This window comes from Blautia sp. AF19-1 (genome assembly GCF_003479155.1).
Taxonomy (GTDB): Bacteria; Bacillota; Clostridia; order Lachnospirales; family Lachnospiraceae; genus Fusicatenibacter; species Fusicatenibacter saccharivorans.
This window is the reverse complement of record NZ_QUGQ01000020.1, coordinates 1-18972: the sequence shown is the minus strand read 5'-3', so window position 1 is coordinate 18972 and position 18972 is coordinate 1. Positions and strand designations below refer to the sequence as shown.

The 18972-nt window shown below is 38.9% G+C and carries 18 protein-coding genes; all 18 read left to right on the top strand.

Annotated features, from left to right (window positions below; all coding sequences use genetic code 11):
• Positions 1-5 precede the first annotated feature (5 nt).
• The 18 genes from DWX26_RS12920 to glmM all read left to right on the top strand — a co-directional run bounded on the left by DWX26_RS12920 (position 6) and on the right by glmM (position 18591).
• Entirely contained in the window at positions 6-341 is a 336-nt protein-coding gene (locus DWX26_RS12920; RefSeq protein ID WP_158579754.1) for a YlbF family regulator, read from the top strand.
• 26 nt (positions 342-367) lie between these two features.
• The gene (locus tag DWX26_RS12915) at positions 368-781 is read left to right on the top strand and encodes a solute-binding protein (RefSeq protein WP_118601583.1); all 414 of its coding nucleotides are present in this window, start codon (positions 368-370) and stop codon (positions 779-781) included.
• A gap of 30 nt (positions 782-811) precedes the next feature.
• On the top strand, positions 812-1477 hold the full coding sequence (locus DWX26_RS12910; protein ID WP_055265050.1) for an O-methyltransferase: 666 nt from the start codon (positions 812-814) through the stop codon (positions 1475-1477).
• On the top strand, positions 1474-2703 hold the full coding sequence (locus DWX26_RS12905; protein ID WP_055228330.1) for a peptidase U32 family protein: 1230 nt from the start codon (positions 1474-1476) through the stop codon (positions 2701-2703). The genes DWX26_RS12910 and DWX26_RS12905 overlap by 4 nt, the downstream gene beginning before the upstream one ends.
• A gap of 1194 nt (positions 2704-3897) precedes the next feature.
• Complete coding sequence (locus DWX26_RS12900; RefSeq protein WP_118601582.1) at positions 3898-5148, top strand: nucleotide sugar dehydrogenase; 1251 nt, start codon at positions 3898-3900, stop codon at positions 5146-5148.
• Between the two features lie 20 nt (positions 5149-5168).
• The gene (gene pssD, locus DWX26_RS12895) at positions 5169-5642 is read left to right on the top strand and encodes a PssD/Cps14F family polysaccharide biosynthesis glycosyltransferase (protein ID WP_118601581.1); all 474 of its coding nucleotides are present in this window, start codon (positions 5169-5171) and stop codon (positions 5640-5642) included.
• Entirely contained in the window at positions 5643-6134 is a 492-nt protein-coding gene (gene pssE, locus DWX26_RS12890) for a PssE/Cps14G family polysaccharide biosynthesis glycosyltransferase (protein WP_118601580.1), read from the top strand.
• Positions 6135-6176: 42 nt separating this feature from the next.
• Positions 6177-7124: a glycosyltransferase gene (locus DWX26_RS12885; RefSeq protein WP_118601579.1), complete on the top strand. Its 948-nt coding sequence runs from the start codon at positions 6177-6179 to the stop codon at positions 7122-7124.
• A gap of 12 nt (positions 7125-7136) precedes the next feature.
• The gene (locus DWX26_RS12880) at positions 7137-8408 is read left to right on the top strand and encodes a CDP-glycerol glycerophosphotransferase family protein (RefSeq protein ID WP_118601578.1); all 1272 of its coding nucleotides are present in this window, start codon (positions 7137-7139) and stop codon (positions 8406-8408) included.
• Positions 8409-8692: 284 nt separating this feature from the next.
• Positions 8693-8920: a DapH/DapD/GlmU-related protein gene (locus DWX26_RS12870; protein WP_118601576.1), complete on the top strand. Its 228-nt coding sequence runs from the start codon at positions 8693-8695 to the stop codon at positions 8918-8920.
• Positions 8921-9026: 106 nt separating this feature from the next.
• Positions 9027-10100: a pyridoxal-phosphate-dependent aminotransferase family protein gene (locus DWX26_RS12865; protein ID WP_118601575.1), complete on the top strand. Its 1074-nt coding sequence runs from the start codon at positions 9027-9029 to the stop codon at positions 10098-10100.
• Positions 10101-10121: 21 nt separating this feature from the next.
• Positions 10122-11447 (top strand): adenylyltransferase/cytidyltransferase family protein, encoded by a 1326-nt coding sequence (locus DWX26_RS12860; protein WP_118601574.1) that lies wholly within the window; start codon positions 10122-10124, stop codon positions 11445-11447.
• Positions 11448-12203, top strand: coding sequence for a glycosyltransferase (locus tag DWX26_RS12855; protein WP_118601573.1), 756 nt, complete (start codon positions 11448-11450; stop codon positions 12201-12203). It begins immediately after the preceding gene.
• A 9-nt stretch (positions 12204-12212) separates the two neighbouring features.
• Complete coding sequence (locus tag DWX26_RS12850) at positions 12213-13502, top strand: hypothetical protein (RefSeq protein WP_118601572.1); 1290 nt, start codon at positions 12213-12215, stop codon at positions 13500-13502.
• Between the two features lie 178 nt (positions 13503-13680).
• The gene (locus DWX26_RS12845) at positions 13681-14925 is read left to right on the top strand and encodes a hypothetical protein (protein WP_118601571.1); all 1245 of its coding nucleotides are present in this window, start codon (positions 13681-13683) and stop codon (positions 14923-14925) included.
• A complete protein-coding gene (locus DWX26_RS12840; RefSeq protein ID WP_118601570.1) occupies positions 14915-15649 on the top strand; it encodes a glycosyltransferase family 2 protein in 735 nt (244 codons plus the stop codon). The genes DWX26_RS12845 and DWX26_RS12840 overlap by 11 nt, the downstream gene beginning before the upstream one ends.
• 65 nt (positions 15650-15714) lie before the next feature.
• Positions 15715-17202 carry a flippase gene (locus tag DWX26_RS12835; protein WP_118601569.1) on the top strand — a complete coding sequence of 496 codons (1488 nt, stop codon included), beginning with the start codon at positions 15715-15717 and terminating at the stop codon, positions 17200-17202.
• 3 nt (positions 17203-17205) lie between these two features.
• Entirely contained in the window at positions 17206-18591 is a 1386-nt protein-coding gene (gene glmM / locus DWX26_RS12830) for a phosphoglucosamine mutase (protein WP_118601568.1), read from the top strand.
• The last annotated feature ends 381 nt before the right edge of the window (positions 18592-18972 follow it).

The following is an 18972-nucleotide window of genomic DNA, read 5'->3' as shown; positions in this document are numbered from 1 at the left end:
ATACCATGGACAAAGTAACAGAATGTCTGGATGCGCTCATCGAAGAAATGAGGGAGAGCAGGGCATATCAGAATTACTTGTGGATGGAAGAGGAACTTGAAAAAGACCCGGACTTAAAAAGCCGGGTCGACGACTATCGAATCCGCAACTACCGACTGCAGCAGTCCGAAAACGTAGACCTTTACGATGCGGTAGATTCCCTGGAGCGGGATTCCTACGCACTCCGCAAAAGCGAGAAGGCAAACGCTTATCTTGAGGCGGAGCTTGAGGTCTGTAAGATGGTACAGAAGGTGCAGGACCGTATTTCAGAAGAAATCCGCATCGGCGTACCGGAAATCTAAAACCGAAAATCAAAAGGAGAGCGCCCATGTCCGAAAAGAAAAGGGATGCCGGATACCGCGCAGCGCTGACAGGTGCGAAAGGAACCGTGCGCCTGCTCATTTACGTCTGCGTGATTCTTGTGATCATTCTGGCAGCGAAAACTTCATATCAGTTTGGACATGACGTGTTTGCCGAGGAGCCAGTCGCATCCAGAGGAAAAGGAAAGGAAGTCACCGTACAGGTGCGTTCCGGCATGGAGGCAAAAGAACTCGGTGAACTCCTGAAAGACAACGGACTGATCGACGAAAGCATTCTGGTTTTCGAAGTCCAGTACCGCCTGTCCGGCTATTACGGCGGCATCAAGGACGGCTCCTACGTGCTGAATACCGCACAGACCGTCGATGAAATGCTGGAAATTCTGGCGGGCGTCAACACCGAAGGACAGCCGTCCGCGGAATAACGCACGTTTGCAAAACAAGAGGAATCTTACATGATAATAGACGAACGAATGGTAACCTACATCAATTCCTTGGACACCGGCCACACCCCGTTTCTGGAAAATCTGGAGCGGACGGCCAAACAGGACCGGGTGCCGATCATTCGCCGTGAAATGCAGAGCTTTTTAAAAGTATTCTTAAAGATGAAACAGCCAAAGAGAATCCTGGAGGTAGGAACTGCCGTAGGATTCTCTGCTGTTTTCATGGCACAGTACGGCGAACCGGACGCAGAGATTACCACAATAGAAAATTACGAAAAACGCATCCCGATCGCACGGGAGAACTTCGAAAAATCCGGCTTCGCCGACCGCATCACGCTGATCCCGGGAGACGCTGCAGAAGTCTTAAAAACCCTGGACGGCCCGTACGATTTTATCTTTATGGACGCCGCTAAGGGACAGTACATCCACTTCCTGCCGGAAGTCCTGCGTGTCCTTGATAAGAACGGCGTACTGATCACCGACAACGTGCTGCAGGACGGCGACGTCATCGAATCCCGCTTCGCCGTGGAACGCCGGAACCGCACGATCCACAAACGGATGCGGGAATACTTATTTGAACTGACACACAATGAAGGGCTGCTGACATCGGTCGTGCCGCTGGGAGATGGAATCGCGATCACGATGAAAAGCCATGAGAAGAGAGAGGAAACAACATGAGAAAACCGGAATTACTGGTTCCAGCCAGCAGTCTGGAAGTATTAAAAGTAGCAGTGATCTTCGGCGCAGATGCCGTATATATCGGCGGAGAAGTCTTCGGACTCCGCGCGAAGGCGAAGAACTTTTCGATGGAAGATATGAAAGAAGGCGTGGAGTTTGCGCATGCGCATGGAGTGAAAGTGTATGTCACCGCGAATATTCTGGCACATAACCAGGATCTTGAGGGTGTGCGGGCTTACTTTGCCGAATTGAAAGAGATCGGGCCGGATGCACTGATTATTTCCGATCCGGGAGTCTATCGCATCGCCATGGAAGTGTGCCCGGAGATTGAACGGCATATCAGTACACAGGCGAATAATACGAACTATGGAACGTATCAGTTCTGGTATGAACAGGGGGCGAAGCGCGTCGTGACAGCGCGGGAGCTGTCGCTGGCGGAGATTAAAGAGATTCGGGAGCATATTCCGGAGGAGATGGAGATTGAGACATTTATTCATGGGGCGATGTGTATTTCGTACTCGGGAAGATGTCTGCTGTCCAATTATTTCACAGGAAGAGATGCGAACCAGGGGGCTTGTACACATCCGTGCCGGTGGAAGTATGCGGTCGTGGAAGAGTCCAGACCGGGGGAGTATCTGCCGGTGTATGAGAATGAGAGAGGGACGTATATCTTTAACTCGAAAGATCTTTGTATGATTGAGCATATCCCGGATTTGCTGGATGCAGGGATTGACAGTTATAAGATTGAAGGAAGAATGAAGACGGCGCTGTATGTGGCGACGGTGGCAAGGACGTATCGGAAGGCGATTGATGATTATCTGGAGAGCCCCAAGAAGTATGAGGAGAATATGGAGTGGTATCGTGATCAGATCTCGAACTGTACGTACAGGCAGTTTACTACGGGATTTTTCTATGGGAAGCCGGATCATGAGAGCCAGATTTATGATAGTAATACGTATGTGAAGGAGTATACGTATCTGGGGATTGTTGGGGAGAAGAATGAAAAAAGTAGATATGCGATTGAGCAGAGGAATAAGTTTTCGGTTGGGGAAGAGATTGAAGTGATGAAACCGGATGGGGAGAATGTCTGCGTTACGGTGAAGGGGATCTGGGATGATGAAGGGAACCAGATGGAGAGTGCGCCGCATCCGAAGCAGAAATTGTGGATTGATCTTGGCGTGGAATTGGATAGGTTTGATATTTTGAGAAGGAAAGAAATGGAATAGGATAGGAAAATAAAAGGGATTAGGAACGTGTCATTTTCGAAAGGTTGCTAATCCTTTTTTGTGCGAATAGAGATTATGTAAAGCAATGGTAATGATAAAAGAAACAAATAGGAAAAAGTTCGACATTCTGTGAAGAAAGTTGCTTCATAATGTTTACAAACTGGAGCAAATAAGCTAGAATGTACATGATATTAGTGGGCGAAGGCTAAATGCTGTTTTAATAGGCCATAAGTCACAAAAATATGTTAAGTATCATTACAAACGGAATGTATATAACTGGCAATGTCTAGGTCTAATTCTCCGGAAAAATAGAATGGTCAAGGGTGGAGTTCTAAAAACATGGTTTTGGGCAATAAGTGAGCTTTTCACTACATCCTGATACAGATAAACGAGGTTTCGTGTAGAGATATGTATACCTCTAATTAACTGGAAATATTGCATGAGAATGAAGTGAAAAAATCATTTAATAAAAATTTTTGTTAAGTTAAACAACATGCTTTTGAAAAACACTCAATAAAATATACAAAATGCACTAAAAAATACGTTGCAGCACAGAATAAATGTCTACCTCAAACTTTCAGTGGCGGCATGATGGTCTACGGTGGCGTATAAAACTCATACAAAATACCCCTACTACGAGCCTGTTTTATTGCAGAGCAAGATAGTGGCATGATACCTTCATTTTTCCGAAGAATTAGAGGTGGAGGTTGAAAGTATTGAAAAGCCCAAAATCTATTTTTCTGGAAAAGTTTATTGCAGACGAGAGATGGATATGATAACTGCATTTTTCTGGAGAATTAGAGGTAGTGAGGGGGAGATGATTGTTCATGTTGCAACAAGAGCGAGGTATGAGCTTGTACAGTTTTAACAAAGTGAGTCGGTGTACGGGTTATGACAATAAAGGTCAGCACTTTGAAAAATGGAGAAGTGCGACTGCGAGTTATGACAATAAGACCTAACACTTTGTCGGTGAGCTGGTATGAAGGTGTCTACCATAAAGTTTCAGTTGAGGAAAAATGAGAGTGTAGCCTGTGACAGGTCTACATAAAAGATTCAGTGGTGGTCGGAAAAATAGATGACTACTGTGAGAAAAATGATAACTACAGTGTGATGAACAGATTGTTTGATATAGATTGCTCGGCTCAATATGAGCCTTCCATATAAGTAAGATGAATTTCAGGAGGATATAGGATTATGAAAAAGGACTATAAAATTGCGGTTGCCGGTACAGGCTATGTTGGTTTGTCAATTGCTACATTGCTCTCCCAGCACCATCAGGTGACTGCTGTGGATATCATCCCGGAGAAGGTGGACATGATTAACAACCGTAAGTCCCCGATTCAGGATGACTATATCGAGAAGTATCTCGCAGAAAAAGAACTGAACCTGACCGCAACACTGGATGCAAAGGCTGCATACTCTGATGCGGACTTTGTTGTTATAGCGGCCCCTACGAACTACGACAGTCACACGCAGCATTTCGACACATCTGCGGTTGAGGCTGTGATCAAGCTGGTCATGGAGTACAATCCGGATGCAATTATGGTCATCAAGTCCACCATTCCGGTTGGCTACACCGCAAGCGTGCGTGAGAAGTTCAACAGCAAGAACATCATTTTCAGCCCGGAGTTCCTGCGTGAGTCTAAGGCTCTGTATGACAATCTGTATCCTTCTCGTATCATCGTTGGCACTGACTTGAACGATGAGCGGCTGGTCGAAGCAGCTCATGAGTTCGCTGATCTGCTGCAGGAGGGAGCTATTAAGGAGAACATCGACACCCTGTTCATGGGCTTCACCGAAGCAGAGGCTGTTAAGCTGTTCGCCAATACATATCTTGCCCTGCGCGTGGCTTATTTCAACGAGCTGGACACCTATGCAGAAAGCAAGGGATTGAACACCCAGCAGATCATCGATGGTGTTTGCCTTGATCCTCGTATCGGCAGCCACTACAACAATCCGTCCTTTGGCTACGGCGGATACTGCCTGCCGAAGGATACCAAGCAGCTGCTGGCTAACTATGCTGATGTGCCGGAGAATCTGATCGAAGCAATCGTTGAGAGCAACAGAACAAGAAAAGACTTCATCGCCGACCGTGTCCTGAAGCTAGCAGGCTACTACGGCTACGATGCAGAGAACGAGTTTGATGAAGATAAAGAGAAAAAGGTAACGATTGGTGTGTACCGTTTGACCATGAAGAGCAACAGCGATAACTTCCGTCAGAGTTCTATCCAGGGTGTTATGAAGCGTATTAAGGCAAAGGGCGCAACTGTGATCATCTATGAGCCAACTCTGAAAGACGGTGAGACTTTCTTTGGATCTGTTGTTGTGAATGACCTGGCAAAGTTCAAGGAAATGAGCCATGCCATCATCGCAAATCGCTATGACAAGTGTCTGGATGATGTGAAGGATAAGGTTTATACACGCGATATTTTCCAGCGTGACTAATAGTGTGGGTTGGTTAAGAGATGGATGAAAAGAAAAAAATCAAGATATGCTTTGCGGCTTCATCAGGCGGACACTATGAGCAGCTCATGATGTTAAAACCGCTGATGGAAAAATATGATAGCTTTGTCATTACTGAAAAGACTGATTATAACGCAGAAGCAAAAGATGAAAAAACATATTATATGCAGCAGGTCAACCGCAGAGAAAAAGATTTTATCTGGCGGATGATTCAAAATGCTTGGAAGTCTATCGGCATTTACAGAAAAGAGAAACCTGATGTAGTAATCTGCACAGGAGTTCTAGCGATGATACCGATTTGTTTGATTTCTAAACTTATGGGGAAAAAGCTGATTTACATTGAATCTTTTGCAAAAGTTACTTCTCCGACAGAAACCGGAAAACTGCTCTATAAATTTGCAGATCAGTTTTATGTTCAGTGGAAGCCGATGCTAAAGTTCTATCCTAAAGCCATATATTTAGGAGGAATCTATTAAATGGATAATAAGATTTTTATAACACTTGGATCACAAAAATTTCAATTTAATAGATTGTTGAAGGCTGTAGATGAGTTGTGCGAAAAGGGAATAGTTGACGCTGAAAATGTATTTGCGCAGATTGGATATAGCGATTATTTGCCCGAAAAATATAGCTATAAAAAGTTTTTAAACAGAGATGAGTTCAGCAAAGAAATGGGAGAAGCCGATATTGTCATAACTCATGGAGGTACTGGCGCTATTATTGGAGCTGTAAAGAAGGAAAAGAAGGTCATAGCTGTTCCCCGCCGTGCAAAATATGGAGAACATGTTGATGACCATCAACTTCAGCTAATTAAGCAATTTGATGATCTTAATTTGATTTGTACTTGTTATAATACATGTGAACTTGCAAATGCATTGGAGATAGTGAAGCATGCAAAGTATAAACGATATCAATCAAATACCTGTAATATTATAGAAAGCATAGACACATATATTAGCACATTATAAAAAAGATGTAGTGTGCGATTATATAGATAAGGATGAGAATAAATGAAAAAAGTTGCAATAATTTTAGCTACATATAATGGAGAAAGATACTTATCTGAACAGTTGGAAAGTTTAAGAAAACAAACATATAAAAATATTAAGGTCTATATTCATGATGATGGCTCTAGTGATAAAACACTTGATATCATAAAAGAATATGTTGAGCATAAACGAGGAACGATTGAATTCGAATTATTTAGTAAAAAAAGCTTAAGGTATCCAATGTGTTTTATTAACACGCTTCTTGAAATTCCAAAAGCCGATTACTATGCGTTTTGTGATCAGGACGATGTCTGGAATGAAGATAAAATAGAAAAAGCAGTTAAAGCAATCGAAAAGTTTGGTGAAGAAAGCAAGCCATCACTTTTCTACTCCGCAGTTGATTATTATGATGGAAATTTGAATTATATAAGGAATGCAAGGTTTATAGACCACAAAAAGCCTACCGTTGCGAAATATTCACTTCAGGAAATGTTATTAGGCGGAGAAGCTATGGGAATGACTTTTCTATTTAACAATTGTCTTAGAGATGTTATGCGAACTGTTGTACAAAATGGTGGAAACGATTTTAAAGATACCTTCATGAAAATTTATTGTGCTGCAAAGGGTATCGTGATTTATTCTTCAGAACCGTGTGCAAAATACAGACGACATGCATCAGCAACGACGGTTGGAATGAATCCGGCCGGGAAGTTTCATAGGCTATTAAATATGGCAAATAAAATATATTTGCAGAAGGATGGAATGGCTTCTATTCAGGATACAATCAATTACTTAAATGTTCATGACCTGGAAAATATGTCACAAGAAAATAAGAGAATAATTGAATTATTCGCTCAACCTAATACAATGGACAAAAAGGTGAAGAAAGTTTTTTATCGGGGGCGGTTTAGACTATTTCTTACTGATGAAATTGGATATAGGGCTGCATTTTTGTTTGGCCGTATCTAAGAAGGGGGAAGAATGAGCACTTTAAAAAATATTATAAAAGGCCTGTATTATTCAGAAATGGCAAAGCCAATTCGACAAGTTCACTATATGATAAGCTATCAAAAAGGAACAAAGAACTACGCGGAAAACATAAATAAAATAAAAAAAAGCAAAGATAAAATGCGTGTAGTGTTTGTTCTGGAATATAGTGAAATCTGGAATTCCTCAAAAACTGTATATGAGGCAATTAATCGCATGCAGAACACAGAAGTATGGATTTATACTTTGCCCAAGTATCCTAATATTAAAGATAATCCAGCATTTGAGTTTGCAAGAAAAAAAAATAGAAATGTAATTGACGGGTACGATAAGATTAATAAAAAATGGATAGATTTGCAACAGCTGCATCCGGATTATGTTTTTTATACTCGACCTTATGCTAAGGAATATCCAGAGCAATTGAGGCCAGCTGTTGTATCAAGATACACTCGAATTTGCTATATTCCTTATGGATATGAATTTGTCAAAGGCTATCACTTAGAAATAGAATATAACATGAACTTCTTCCCATATTGTTATATGACATTCTGCGATGGTGACTCTTCTTATGAGTACTGTAAAAAATTGGCTAGAAACGAGACCTTACGTAAAATTTATAATATTGGATACCCTCGATTTGATGTTGTGAATAGATTGAAAACGAGTGAGAATGCTCAGGGTAAAGAAAAATTTACTATTTTGTGGACACCACGTTGGTCGGTTGAAAGTCTCGCTAATGATGGCACTTCTTTTTTTGAGTTTATTAACCCTTTTTTGAATTTCTTTGAAATGCCACGTAATAAAAATTTATTTCTGGTCATTCGCCCGCATCCGTTGATGTTTGAGAATTTTTTAAAGCTTGGTGTTATGAGCAAAATAGATGTGGCAAATTTGAGGCATCGTATTGATTTAATGAAAAATGTATCATTTGATGATTGCGAAAACTATTTGATATCGGGTCGCAATGCGGATTTGATTATTTCCGATTTTTCATCGATGCTTATTGAGTTTTTACTCCTTGATAAACCAATTATATATTGTGGAAAAAGCGATAATTTTGATATTGTAGGTAAGAAAATGGATGAAGGCTTCTATCATTTAAATAAATCGCATGATATCTGTAAAATGATAGTTGATTATCTAAATAATGGGGACACTATAAAGCAAAAACGCGAGCAAATCATTGGTGAATTATCAACGAGAAATGAAGAGGAAATCGGAAATATAATTGCAAATATTCTGCGTATGGATTTTGAGGAAAGATAAAATGCGATTTCTTGATAAAGGATGGAAAAAGATTATAGCGGTTATAATAAAATTGCTTCCACAGAAGTACACAAATGTGGGATTGAATTTGCTAGGTATTCGAGTAGGAAATAATTCGACAATTTCCAAAACTACATACTTTCAGACTAATCGTGTTGAAATAGGAAATAATGTTTATATTAATAAATTTTGCGAGTTTCATACAGGAATAGGACAAGGCGGTCGTATTATAATAGAAGACGATTGTGACATAGCTATGGGCGTTAAGTTTATATGCGAAACACATGAAATGTGCAACGGGGGGGGGAAGACGAGCAGGTAAAGACGTATATAAAACTATACATATAAAGGAAAAGTGCTGGATAGGTGCAGAGGTTCTCATTCTGCCAGGAGTTACAATAGGAAAAGGGTGTGTTGTGGCAGCAGGAGCTATTGTTACAACAGATGTTGAGGAAAACACAATGGTGGCAGGTGTTCCTGCAAGGATTATAAAGCGGCTACCAGTTTTATGAAGTGGTAACTTGAATGGAGAGAATTTGTTAAAGATAACAGTTCTATTATTTGTTTTGATGATTTTATAGAACTAGAACGATATTGGTTAGGTGGAGGATAGATAAAATGCTTAATTTTACAGTTGGTCCGGTAATGTCAGATAATACAGTGCGCACTATTGGCGCAGAACAGGTTCCATATTTTAGAACGCCTGAGTTTTCTGCTGTCATGCTTGAAAATGAAAAGTTGATGAAAAAATTTGCAAAAGCCGGCGATAACGCTAGAGTAGTGTTTATTACTGGTTCTGGTACGGCAGCTATGGAAGCAACTGTTATGAATGTCTTTGATAAGACGGATAAGGTCCTAGTCGTAAACGGCGGCAGCTTTGGTCAGCGTTTTGTGGAGTTGTGCCAGATTCATGAGATTCCGTATGAGGAAATCAAGCTGAAGAAAGGTAAAGCACTTAAAAAAGAACAGTTGGATATGTACGATGGGAAAGGCTTTACTGGGTTCCTCGTTAATGTACACGAAACCTCAACTGGTGTTCACTATGACATTGAGATGATCAGTGAGTTTTGTAAGAAGAACGGAATCTTTCTGGTCGTAGATGCCATTAGCTCCTTCCTTGCAGATGACTTTGATATGAACAAACTTGGTGTACAGGTAATGCTTACGGGTTCCCAGAAAGCATTGGCTTGTCCTCCGGGTGTATCGGTTATTGTCTTATCTGATGAAGCTGTCAAGCGTGTAGAGGAGCGTGATGTGAAGTGCATGTATCTGAATCTAAAATCTGCTCTTAAAAATGGCGAGCGGGGACAGACACCTTTTACGCCAGCAGTGGGAACTTTGCGTCAAATTAATGCGCGTTTAAAAGAAATTGAAGCTGCAGGTGGTGTTGAGAGTGAAACAAAGAAAATTGCGGAACTTGCTCAAGATTTTAGAGCTAAGATTAAGGGATTGCCTCTTGAAGTCGTTTCTGAGTCAATGTCCAACGCAGTTACACCGTTGCATCCGCTGAATGTTTCGGCCTACGATGTTTTTATGACGCTCAAAGATGAGTATGGCATTTGGATTTGTCCTAATGGCGGAGAAATGAAAGATACCATTTTCCGGGTTGGTCATATTGGTGCGTTGACAAAAGAGGACAATACTACACTTGTGAATGCTTTTAAGGATTTACAGAAGCGTGGACTTCTTTGATTATATGGAGGGAAGCAAGATATGGTAAAAGTGATTACATATGGTACATATGACTTGCTTCACTATGGTCATATTAAGCTATTGGAACGCGCAAAAGCACTGGGTGATTATTTAATTGTAGGTGTCACGGCAGATGACTTTGATAAAACTCGCGGAAAAATCAATGTGCAGCAGTCATTGATGGAGCGCATTGAGGCAGTTCGTGCTACAGGGCTTGCGGATAAGATCATTGTGGAGGAATATGAGGGGCAAAAGATAGATGATATTCGCAGGTATGATGTGGATATTTTTACAGTTGGGTCGGATTGGGTAGGGAAATTCGATTATTTGAATGAATACTGCAAAGTAGTGTATCTGGAACGAACAGAAGGAATTTCGAGTACTGAATTAAGAAGTATACAACACTCTATTAGACTTGGGCTGGTTGGTAGTTCTAGTTTTTTAAACAAGGTATATAGTGAATGTGATTATGTAAATGGCGTAGATGTGGTTGCCGTTTGTACAGATGAAGAAAATGGTTTAGATAATAGAGTTCTTTCAGTTGATACAGTAACGGATAATTATGATGATTTTCTTAAAAAAGTGGACGCTGTTTATATTCGTTCTCTTCCGAGTTTACACTATGGTCAAATTTTACATGCTATTGAGTGCGGAAAACATGTTTTATGCGAGTCACCAATCGCGGTAGACTTCAATCAAACCAAGCATTTGTTTGGTATGGCCAATGAACGAGGGGTGGTCCTAATGGAAGGAATAAAGACCGCTTATTCAACAGCATATCAAAGATTACTTTTATTAATTGAAAGTGGGAAAATTGGAAGAGTTGTTTCAGTTGATGCAACTTGTACAAGTTTGAAATCTTTTGCTAACAATAAATACTCAGACTGGCCTGGATTTTATGAATGGGCCCCAACAGCGTTATTGCCGATATTTGGTATATTAAGAACGAACTATACTTCGAAAAGGATTGTTTCATATCGAAACAATCAACTCTCTGATCTATTTACCAAAATAGATTTTGTTTTTGAACACGCAGTTGCTTCAATTAAAGTTGGTGATGGAGTAAAATCAGAAGGAAATCTTATCGTTTCAGGAACCAAAGGCTACATTTATGTACCTGCGCCATGGTGGAAGACCGATTATTTTGAAGTTAGGTATGAAAATTCAAATGAGAATAAAAGATATTTCTATCAACTTGAGGGAGAGGGAATCCGCTATGAACTTGTGACTTTTAGTAGGGCAATAGAAAAGAATACACGAAATTATAATATTGAATATGAAACAAGCCTAGCAATTTCTAAAATAATAGAAGACTATGAAAACGGAAGAAAGGTGACATGGATTTAAATGATGGAGGATAAAAATAGGGAGTACAGTATATCTGTTATATGTGTATATAATGATAAACAAAGAATGAATGAACAGCTGAAGAAAACTTTATCAGACCAAGCGTGCACATACGACTTTGTTCCTGTAAATAACGTCAACAATCAATTTAAATCGGCTGCAGAAGCACTTAATTTTGGAGCTCTGAAAGCTAAGGGTGATATTCTTGTTTTTGCGCATCAAGATATTATTTTTAAGACACAAAACGAACTTTCCTTATTTGCTAAATATATAGCCGATTATCCAGTAGGAACAATTTTAGGTGTTGCGGGAGCGGTTGAAGGTAGGAAAGAAAATATAGGTATCTATACATCAGGGGAGAAATATGATCCTCGATTGTTGACTACTGTTTCAGCTCCAATTCAAGTATCCTGCGTGGATGAATTTCTGTTTGGAATGAGAAAAGAAACGTATATTAGACACGATTTTGACGAAAAATTATGCAACAGTTGGCATTTATATGCCGTTGAGTTGTGTCTGTATAACCGTAAAAATGGAGGTGCGGTCTATGTTGTTCCGGTGAATGTACATCACTTTAGCAAAGGAAAAATAAATCTTAAATACATGGATGGGCTTGTAGAGTTAAGTGACAAATACAGGAAAGATTTTAAGCGTATATGGACAACATGCTATAAGATAAATACAAATTATATATATGTTAGGCTATTGAGAGAAATCTGGGCATTTAAAAAGAAAGTATTTAGAGAAAATTACTAGGTGAGATGTATGAGAATTCATGAAATTAACAATCAGTATGTTTTGGCAGTCTCCTATGGTAATTATCTTAAAGCAGATGGTGGAGTAGATAAAGTTATAGCTGAGCATTGTCAGCTTTTTAATAATGCTGGTGTATCATATATTCAAATTGCACCATTAAAGCCTGGCGGAATAAGCGGAATGATATTTAATTGCATTAAGCGAAATATATATACATTAGTAATCGATGGTTCCTTTCAGAAGCTTGTTGATGAAGAAGAAATAATTAGAATGCTCATGCGATACGAACGCGGTGAAAAGCAAATGATAGCATTTCATATTCATCATTTGAAAAAGAATAATATACGATTTTTGAATAGAATATCAAGTATTGCGAAATGTAATACCTATTTTTTTGTGCATGATTATAACTCAATCTGTGAGCATCCCAATCTATTAGAAAACGGAAGTAGATTTTGTGGATATACAGCAAAGCCATGTGATGATTGCATAGATTGTCAATATGTACATGGTATTAAAAGTATCCAGCAAAAAACAAGAAAAATATTAGGTAGCTTTAAAAACCTATATATTGTTGCTCCATCGAAAATAGCTATGAATTTATGGCTTATGACATTCGGGGATTTGGTTCAAGAAAATCATTGTTTTGTTGTGCCACATCAAAAGGCTTTTGGTGTGAATACTCTTGTGCCAGACCTGAATGATAAAATTAAGATTGCTTTTTTGGGGAAATTTGGTGATAACAAAGGAAAAAATGAATGGATTAAGGTGGCAAATGTAGTTAAAAGTGAAAAGTTAGAATATGAGCTGTTTTATTTTGGCACATCTGATATAAAAATCGATGGTGTTACTAATGTTTATGTACAAGTTAAACCAGATAATCCTAAAGCAATGTATGAAGCTTTAGTTGATAATGGAATAAATTGTGCTTTTTTGTGGTCGCTTTGCCCAGAGACGTATTCGTATACTTATCATGAGGCTTATTCGGCAAACTGTTTAGTGATTACAGATTCAGATAGTGGGAATATTGCTTCATTGGTTAATGAAAATAACAATGGAAAGGTGTACAGTACGATAGAGCAATTTATTTCGGATCTGCGAGATGATACTATTCTTGACATTATGAATAAATCCACTAGTAAAGGCCCACTTAAATATGAAGCTAACACAGATATTCTTAATCTTGTTGGAGGGAAAGGATGTATAGAGCCTACGTATGTTAAGCAATCGAACGTCGATTTACAGATGCTGATAATTAATGCAATTTATAAGGCTCTTCAATGGCATATGTTAAGATGATTGCCTTATAACTATTAACTTCAAAGACAGAACTGTTTTCTATTGAATAATCGTATATATGATTTATTCTGGATACTCAGACAATGAAGTCGGTTATAGCATATAGTCCTTGGAGAGGGACTTAAATAACTACTACAATATAATTTAAGGAGAAACGTGATTTTACCTTTGGAAATCAATGTCTGAAGAAATGAAGATATCAAAAAATAAATTAGTGCTAGTGGTTATGATTGTTTGCATTCAGTCATTTCTATATTTTGCAGATGAAGCATTTGAGATACTGAAACTGCAGCCATCTGATGTTGGCTTACTTGTCTTTTTTACGTTCGCTTTGATTAAGTCATTACGAACTAAGAAAAAAATAATTAACATAGAATATAATTTGGATCTATATATTGTCTTATTTTTTGCTTTGATTCTTACAAGTAGTATTCAAAGCAACCTTGTTTTTGGACAATCAATTATAGACGGTTTAATTCAACAAAGGAGACTTATAATATGGTGCTTGATTTATTTTCTTATAAAAAAGGCACTTGAAAGTGGAAATATTAGGTACTCAACTCTTTTTGAGGCCTTAAAAATTGTTGCGTTCTTAGAGTTGTTCTTGTTTATTCTACAGTATTTGATAGCTCCATCATTTATGTTTTTACATGTAAACACTAGCACGCGATACGGAGGCTTGAGATTTTACTTCATGCCTACGTTGCTTGATTTTCTGTTTATGGTAGAAGCTGACAAATTGTTAGATAAAAAAAGAAGCCATCAGAAAAGATTACTGTCCGCAGTAACATGCTTATTAGTAATATTTGAAACCATGGTTGTTCAAAAATTTCGCCTAACATCAATAGCTCTATTGATTTGTCTTGCCTTGGCCATGTACATCAAACGTTCAGGGATAGACACTAAAATCGTATACACTTTTTTAGGTGTTGTTCTATTTGTACTTTTGCTCAATACAACCATGGCCCAGGACTTAATTTATCAAATTAAATCTGGCTTTTCTGACTATGGACATTTCGGTGTTAGACTGGACGGACGTAAATTGTATTTAAGTATGATAGCACAACATCCGATATTAGGGGCAGGCTATCCATATATTCAAAAAGCACTAGAAGCGGCAGGGTATAATAAGGCAATATTTCTTTCAGACAATGGTGTTTTTGGATATATATATATATATGGCACTCTTGGAGCTATGTGGGTAATTATGATTTGGCGGAAACTGATAAAAATGTCAGTTAATATTTTTAAACAAACGAACGAAACGTATTTCCTGTTTTTCTATCTGTTTTTTATTATTACATCTGTTAATGAAATCCATTGGTACTGGGAAACGGGATTTGGAATCTTTATATTGTCCGTACTACTATTAGAAGAAAAGAATCAGTTGATAAAAATGGAGAAGGAAAATAATGTCAGATAACTACAAAGTTTCTATTATTACAGCTTGTTATAATAGCGAGAAAACAATTGAACGTACACTAAAAAGTGTTCTTGCTCAGACATATAGTAATTATGAATATATTATAATTGATGGCATGTCAACGGACGACACTTTGAAAATAATTGATGCATACCGCAACGCTTTTGGATCAAAGCTTAAAGTAGTTAGTGAAAGAGATTCAGGCATCTATAATGCGATGAATAAAGGAATCAAAATGGCTAGTGGTGAACTAGTTGGCATCATAAACAGCGATGACTGGTATGAGCCGGATGCGCTTCAAACAATTGTATATAGTTTTAATCATGAAAAGTACAGTGTGCTGTATGGTATGACATATAATTATCTGAATAATAAGCCTTATCAGATTTATATGATAAATTATGAGTTTCTCAATAAAGTTATGATACCACACCCATCATGTTTTGTTACAAGAGATACGTATCTTGACTTGGGCATGTATGATGAAACATACAAATCATCCGCAGACTACGATTTATTCTTAAAATTTTATTTTAGCAGAAAGGTATCGTTTATACCTATTATGAAAATTGTTAGTAATTTTTCACTTGGTGGAATGTCTTCATCACTAGTGGGGGCAATCGAAAGTAATGAAATTAAACATAAATATAAGCTGATTTCCTCTAAGGAGTATTATATTACAAGCCTTAAGCTAAGATTAAAAAAAGCATTACTTGGGAAATAATGAATTTATATTAGAGAAGATGGTTTGTTTCTCTTAATTGTTATTGTAATAAGGAGACTGAAAAATTGGGAGAGAAGTCCATAAAAAAGAACATCATTATGAGCACACTGTTGACAGTGTCAAATTGTGTGTTTCCTTTACTTACGTATAGTTATGTTGCAAGGGTTTTAGGACCCATTGGAACCGGAAAAGTCGCTTTTGTAACTTCGGTGCTGCAGTATTTTGGCTATATAGCAACATTAGGTATTCCGGCTTACGGGTTACGTGAATGTGCGAAGGTGCGCAATGATAAGGAAAAACTATCTGGCTTGGTTTATGAACTCTTTGTAATCAATTTGTGTGCTACAATTGTTGCATATATTCTTTTATTTATTGGCGTTGCTTTCTATCCTAAGTTTTATGAATATCGCTATCTCTTTGCTGTTCAAAGCATTACAATAATACTGACGAGTATTGGATTTGAGTGGCTCTATCAATCGCTTGAAGAATATGAATATATTACAAAACGTTCGCTGCTGTTTAAAACTATTTCAGTCGCTTTAACATTTCTTCTTATAAGAAATTCGGAAGATTATTTATGGTACGGTTTTGTGACAGTATTTGCATCGGCAGCAAATTATATTTGCAATTTCTTGAATGTACGAAAATATATTTCTTTTAAGGGACAGGTGAGCGAGAAACATGATTTTAAAAAGCATTTAAAGCCAATTTTTGTCTTGTTCTCAGCATCAGTTATGATTACTATTTATTCTAATTTCGATGTGGTTATGATTGGCATACTTGATTCTGAGAAGGCTGTTGGCTTATATAATGCGGCTCTTAAAATCAAGAATTTGGTTTTGGCTTTGTCAACTGCTGTAACATCAGTTTTGATACCGCGTATCACATTTTATATAAAGAATAAAAATGAATCTAAAGTAGTCACTTTGTTAGAAAAATCTTTACGGATTACATTAGTACTTGCTATTCCTTTATCAATCTTTATTATGTTTAATGTTAAACCACTCCTTCTTTTCTTTTGCGGAAGAGAATATTTGGATGCTTCAAATACATTGGTTATTCTTTCTGTGTGTATTATTGTGTTATGTATTACAAATATATTTGGTAATCAGATTTTAATACCTCATGAAAATGAAAATCGATATTCTCAGAGTATATTTGTAGGACTTTGGATTAATTTGATTCTAAACTTTCTTCTGATTCCATCACTAGGTGCTTTTGGAGCCGCAATAGGTACATTGATAACAGAGGTTTGGAATGCAATTTGGATGGGAATCGGATGCAAGAAATATATTGCAGAACTTTTAAGGCGCATAAAAGCATACAACTATTTTTTCGCTATAGCTGTTGCCTGCGTAGTTGAAATCTTTACAGGACAACTTCTTTCAGTGAATAATATTTTCTTTTATTTAGCTACTCAGACAATTGTCTTTTTTGGCTTGTATTACATTATTTTGTGGATTCTTAAAGATCCAATAATAAATGAGGGATACAATGCTGTTAGGGAGAAGACTTCTTCGTTCTTACGTTTTTGCAATAAGAGGGGAAAATAAATAATTGGAAAATACTTTGGAACAGACGGCTTCCGTGGTGAAGCCGGAATTACTTTGACAGCTGACCATGCCTACAAGGTAGGGCGTTTTCTTGGCTGGTACTATAATGCTCTCCGTGAGCGTAACGGAGATAACGAGCCCGCTCGTATTGTTATTGGTAAGGATACTCGCCGTAGTTCTTATATGTTTGAGTACAGCCTTGTGGCAGGCCTGACTGCATCTGGTGCAGATGCCTATCTGCTCCATGTTACCACCACCCCGTCGGTGGCTTATATTGCCCGTGTGGATGACTTTGACTGCGGCATTATGATTTCCGCCAGCCATAATCCATACTATGACAATGGCATCAAGCTGATCGACTGCTACGGTGAGAAGATGCCAGAAGAAACGCTGCTGCTGGTTGAGGACTACATTGATGGTAAGCTCCATGTGTTCGACCAGGACTGGCCAGAGCTGCCGTTTGCACATCGAGAGCATATTGGCTGCACGGTGGACTATGTAGCAGGCCGCAACCGCTATATGGGCTATCTGATTTCTCTGGGTATCTATTCCTTCAAGGGCGTCAAGGTCGGTCTTGACTGTGCCAACGGCAGCTCTTGGAATATTGCGAAGTCTGTGTTTGACGCACTCGGCGCAGATACCTATGTGATCAATAACCAGCCCAACGGACTGAACATCAATAACGATGCAGGCTCTACTCATATTGAGGGTTTGCAAAAGTTTGTTGTAGAAAAAGGTCTGGATGTTGGATTTGCTTACGACGGCGATGCGGATCGTTGCCTGTGTGTAGATGAGAAAGGCAATGTCATCACTGGTGACCACATTCTGTATATCTATGGTTGCTACATGAAAGAGCGTGGTAAGCTGCTGACCAATACCGTTGTCACTACAGTTATGTCCAACTTTGGCCTGTACAAGGCTTTTGACGAGCAGGGGATTGGTTACGCAAAGACCGCCGTGGGCGACAAATACGTCTACGAGTATATGGCCAAGAACGGCTGCCGTATTGGCGGTGAGCAGAGCGGTCATATCATTTTCAGCAAGTACGCCAGCACCGGCGATGGCATCCTGACGAGCCTGAAGATGATGGAGGTCATGCTGGCCAAGAAGAAGCCGATGAGCGAGCTGGCCTCCCCGCTGAAGATTTATCCGCAGGTGCTGGAGAATGTCCGTGTTACGGATAAGAAGGCGGCACAGAACGACCCGGCTGTGCAGGAAGCAGTAAGTAAAGTTACCGATGCACTGGGCGATACTGGCCGTATTTTGGTGCGTGAATCCGGTACCGAGCCGGTGGTGCGTGTTATGGTGGAAGCGCCTGAGCACGATACCTGCCAGAAATATGTGGATGAAGTGGTCAATGTAATCTGCGAAAAGGGCTATAAAGCATAAATCAGGCTGTGTGGATATACATCCACACAGTAAGCTGCTCAAATCTTCACACACCTCTCCGTGGTGAGCAGCAGGCAACGGTCTTATGACTGGCTGAGATGTGAAGGAATAGTTTGTAATGGAAACGCAGGATTAATGCTTGGATGCCTGTTCTTGTTTTGTAGATGCATCAGTGGAGAGTCTGGAGGGAAAAAGTACTTGCATCTATTGGGTATATTGGCAAGTACAGCTATGGAATCTACTGTTTCCATTAGATTGTAATCAACTGTGCACTTATGTTAATGCTTAAGGATAACAATTTGCTTTTATGGTTCGCCACGTTTGCTTTAATGAAAAGTCTAATCCCCCAGCTATGCTGGGGAGAATAGAGTAGTCGGAAGT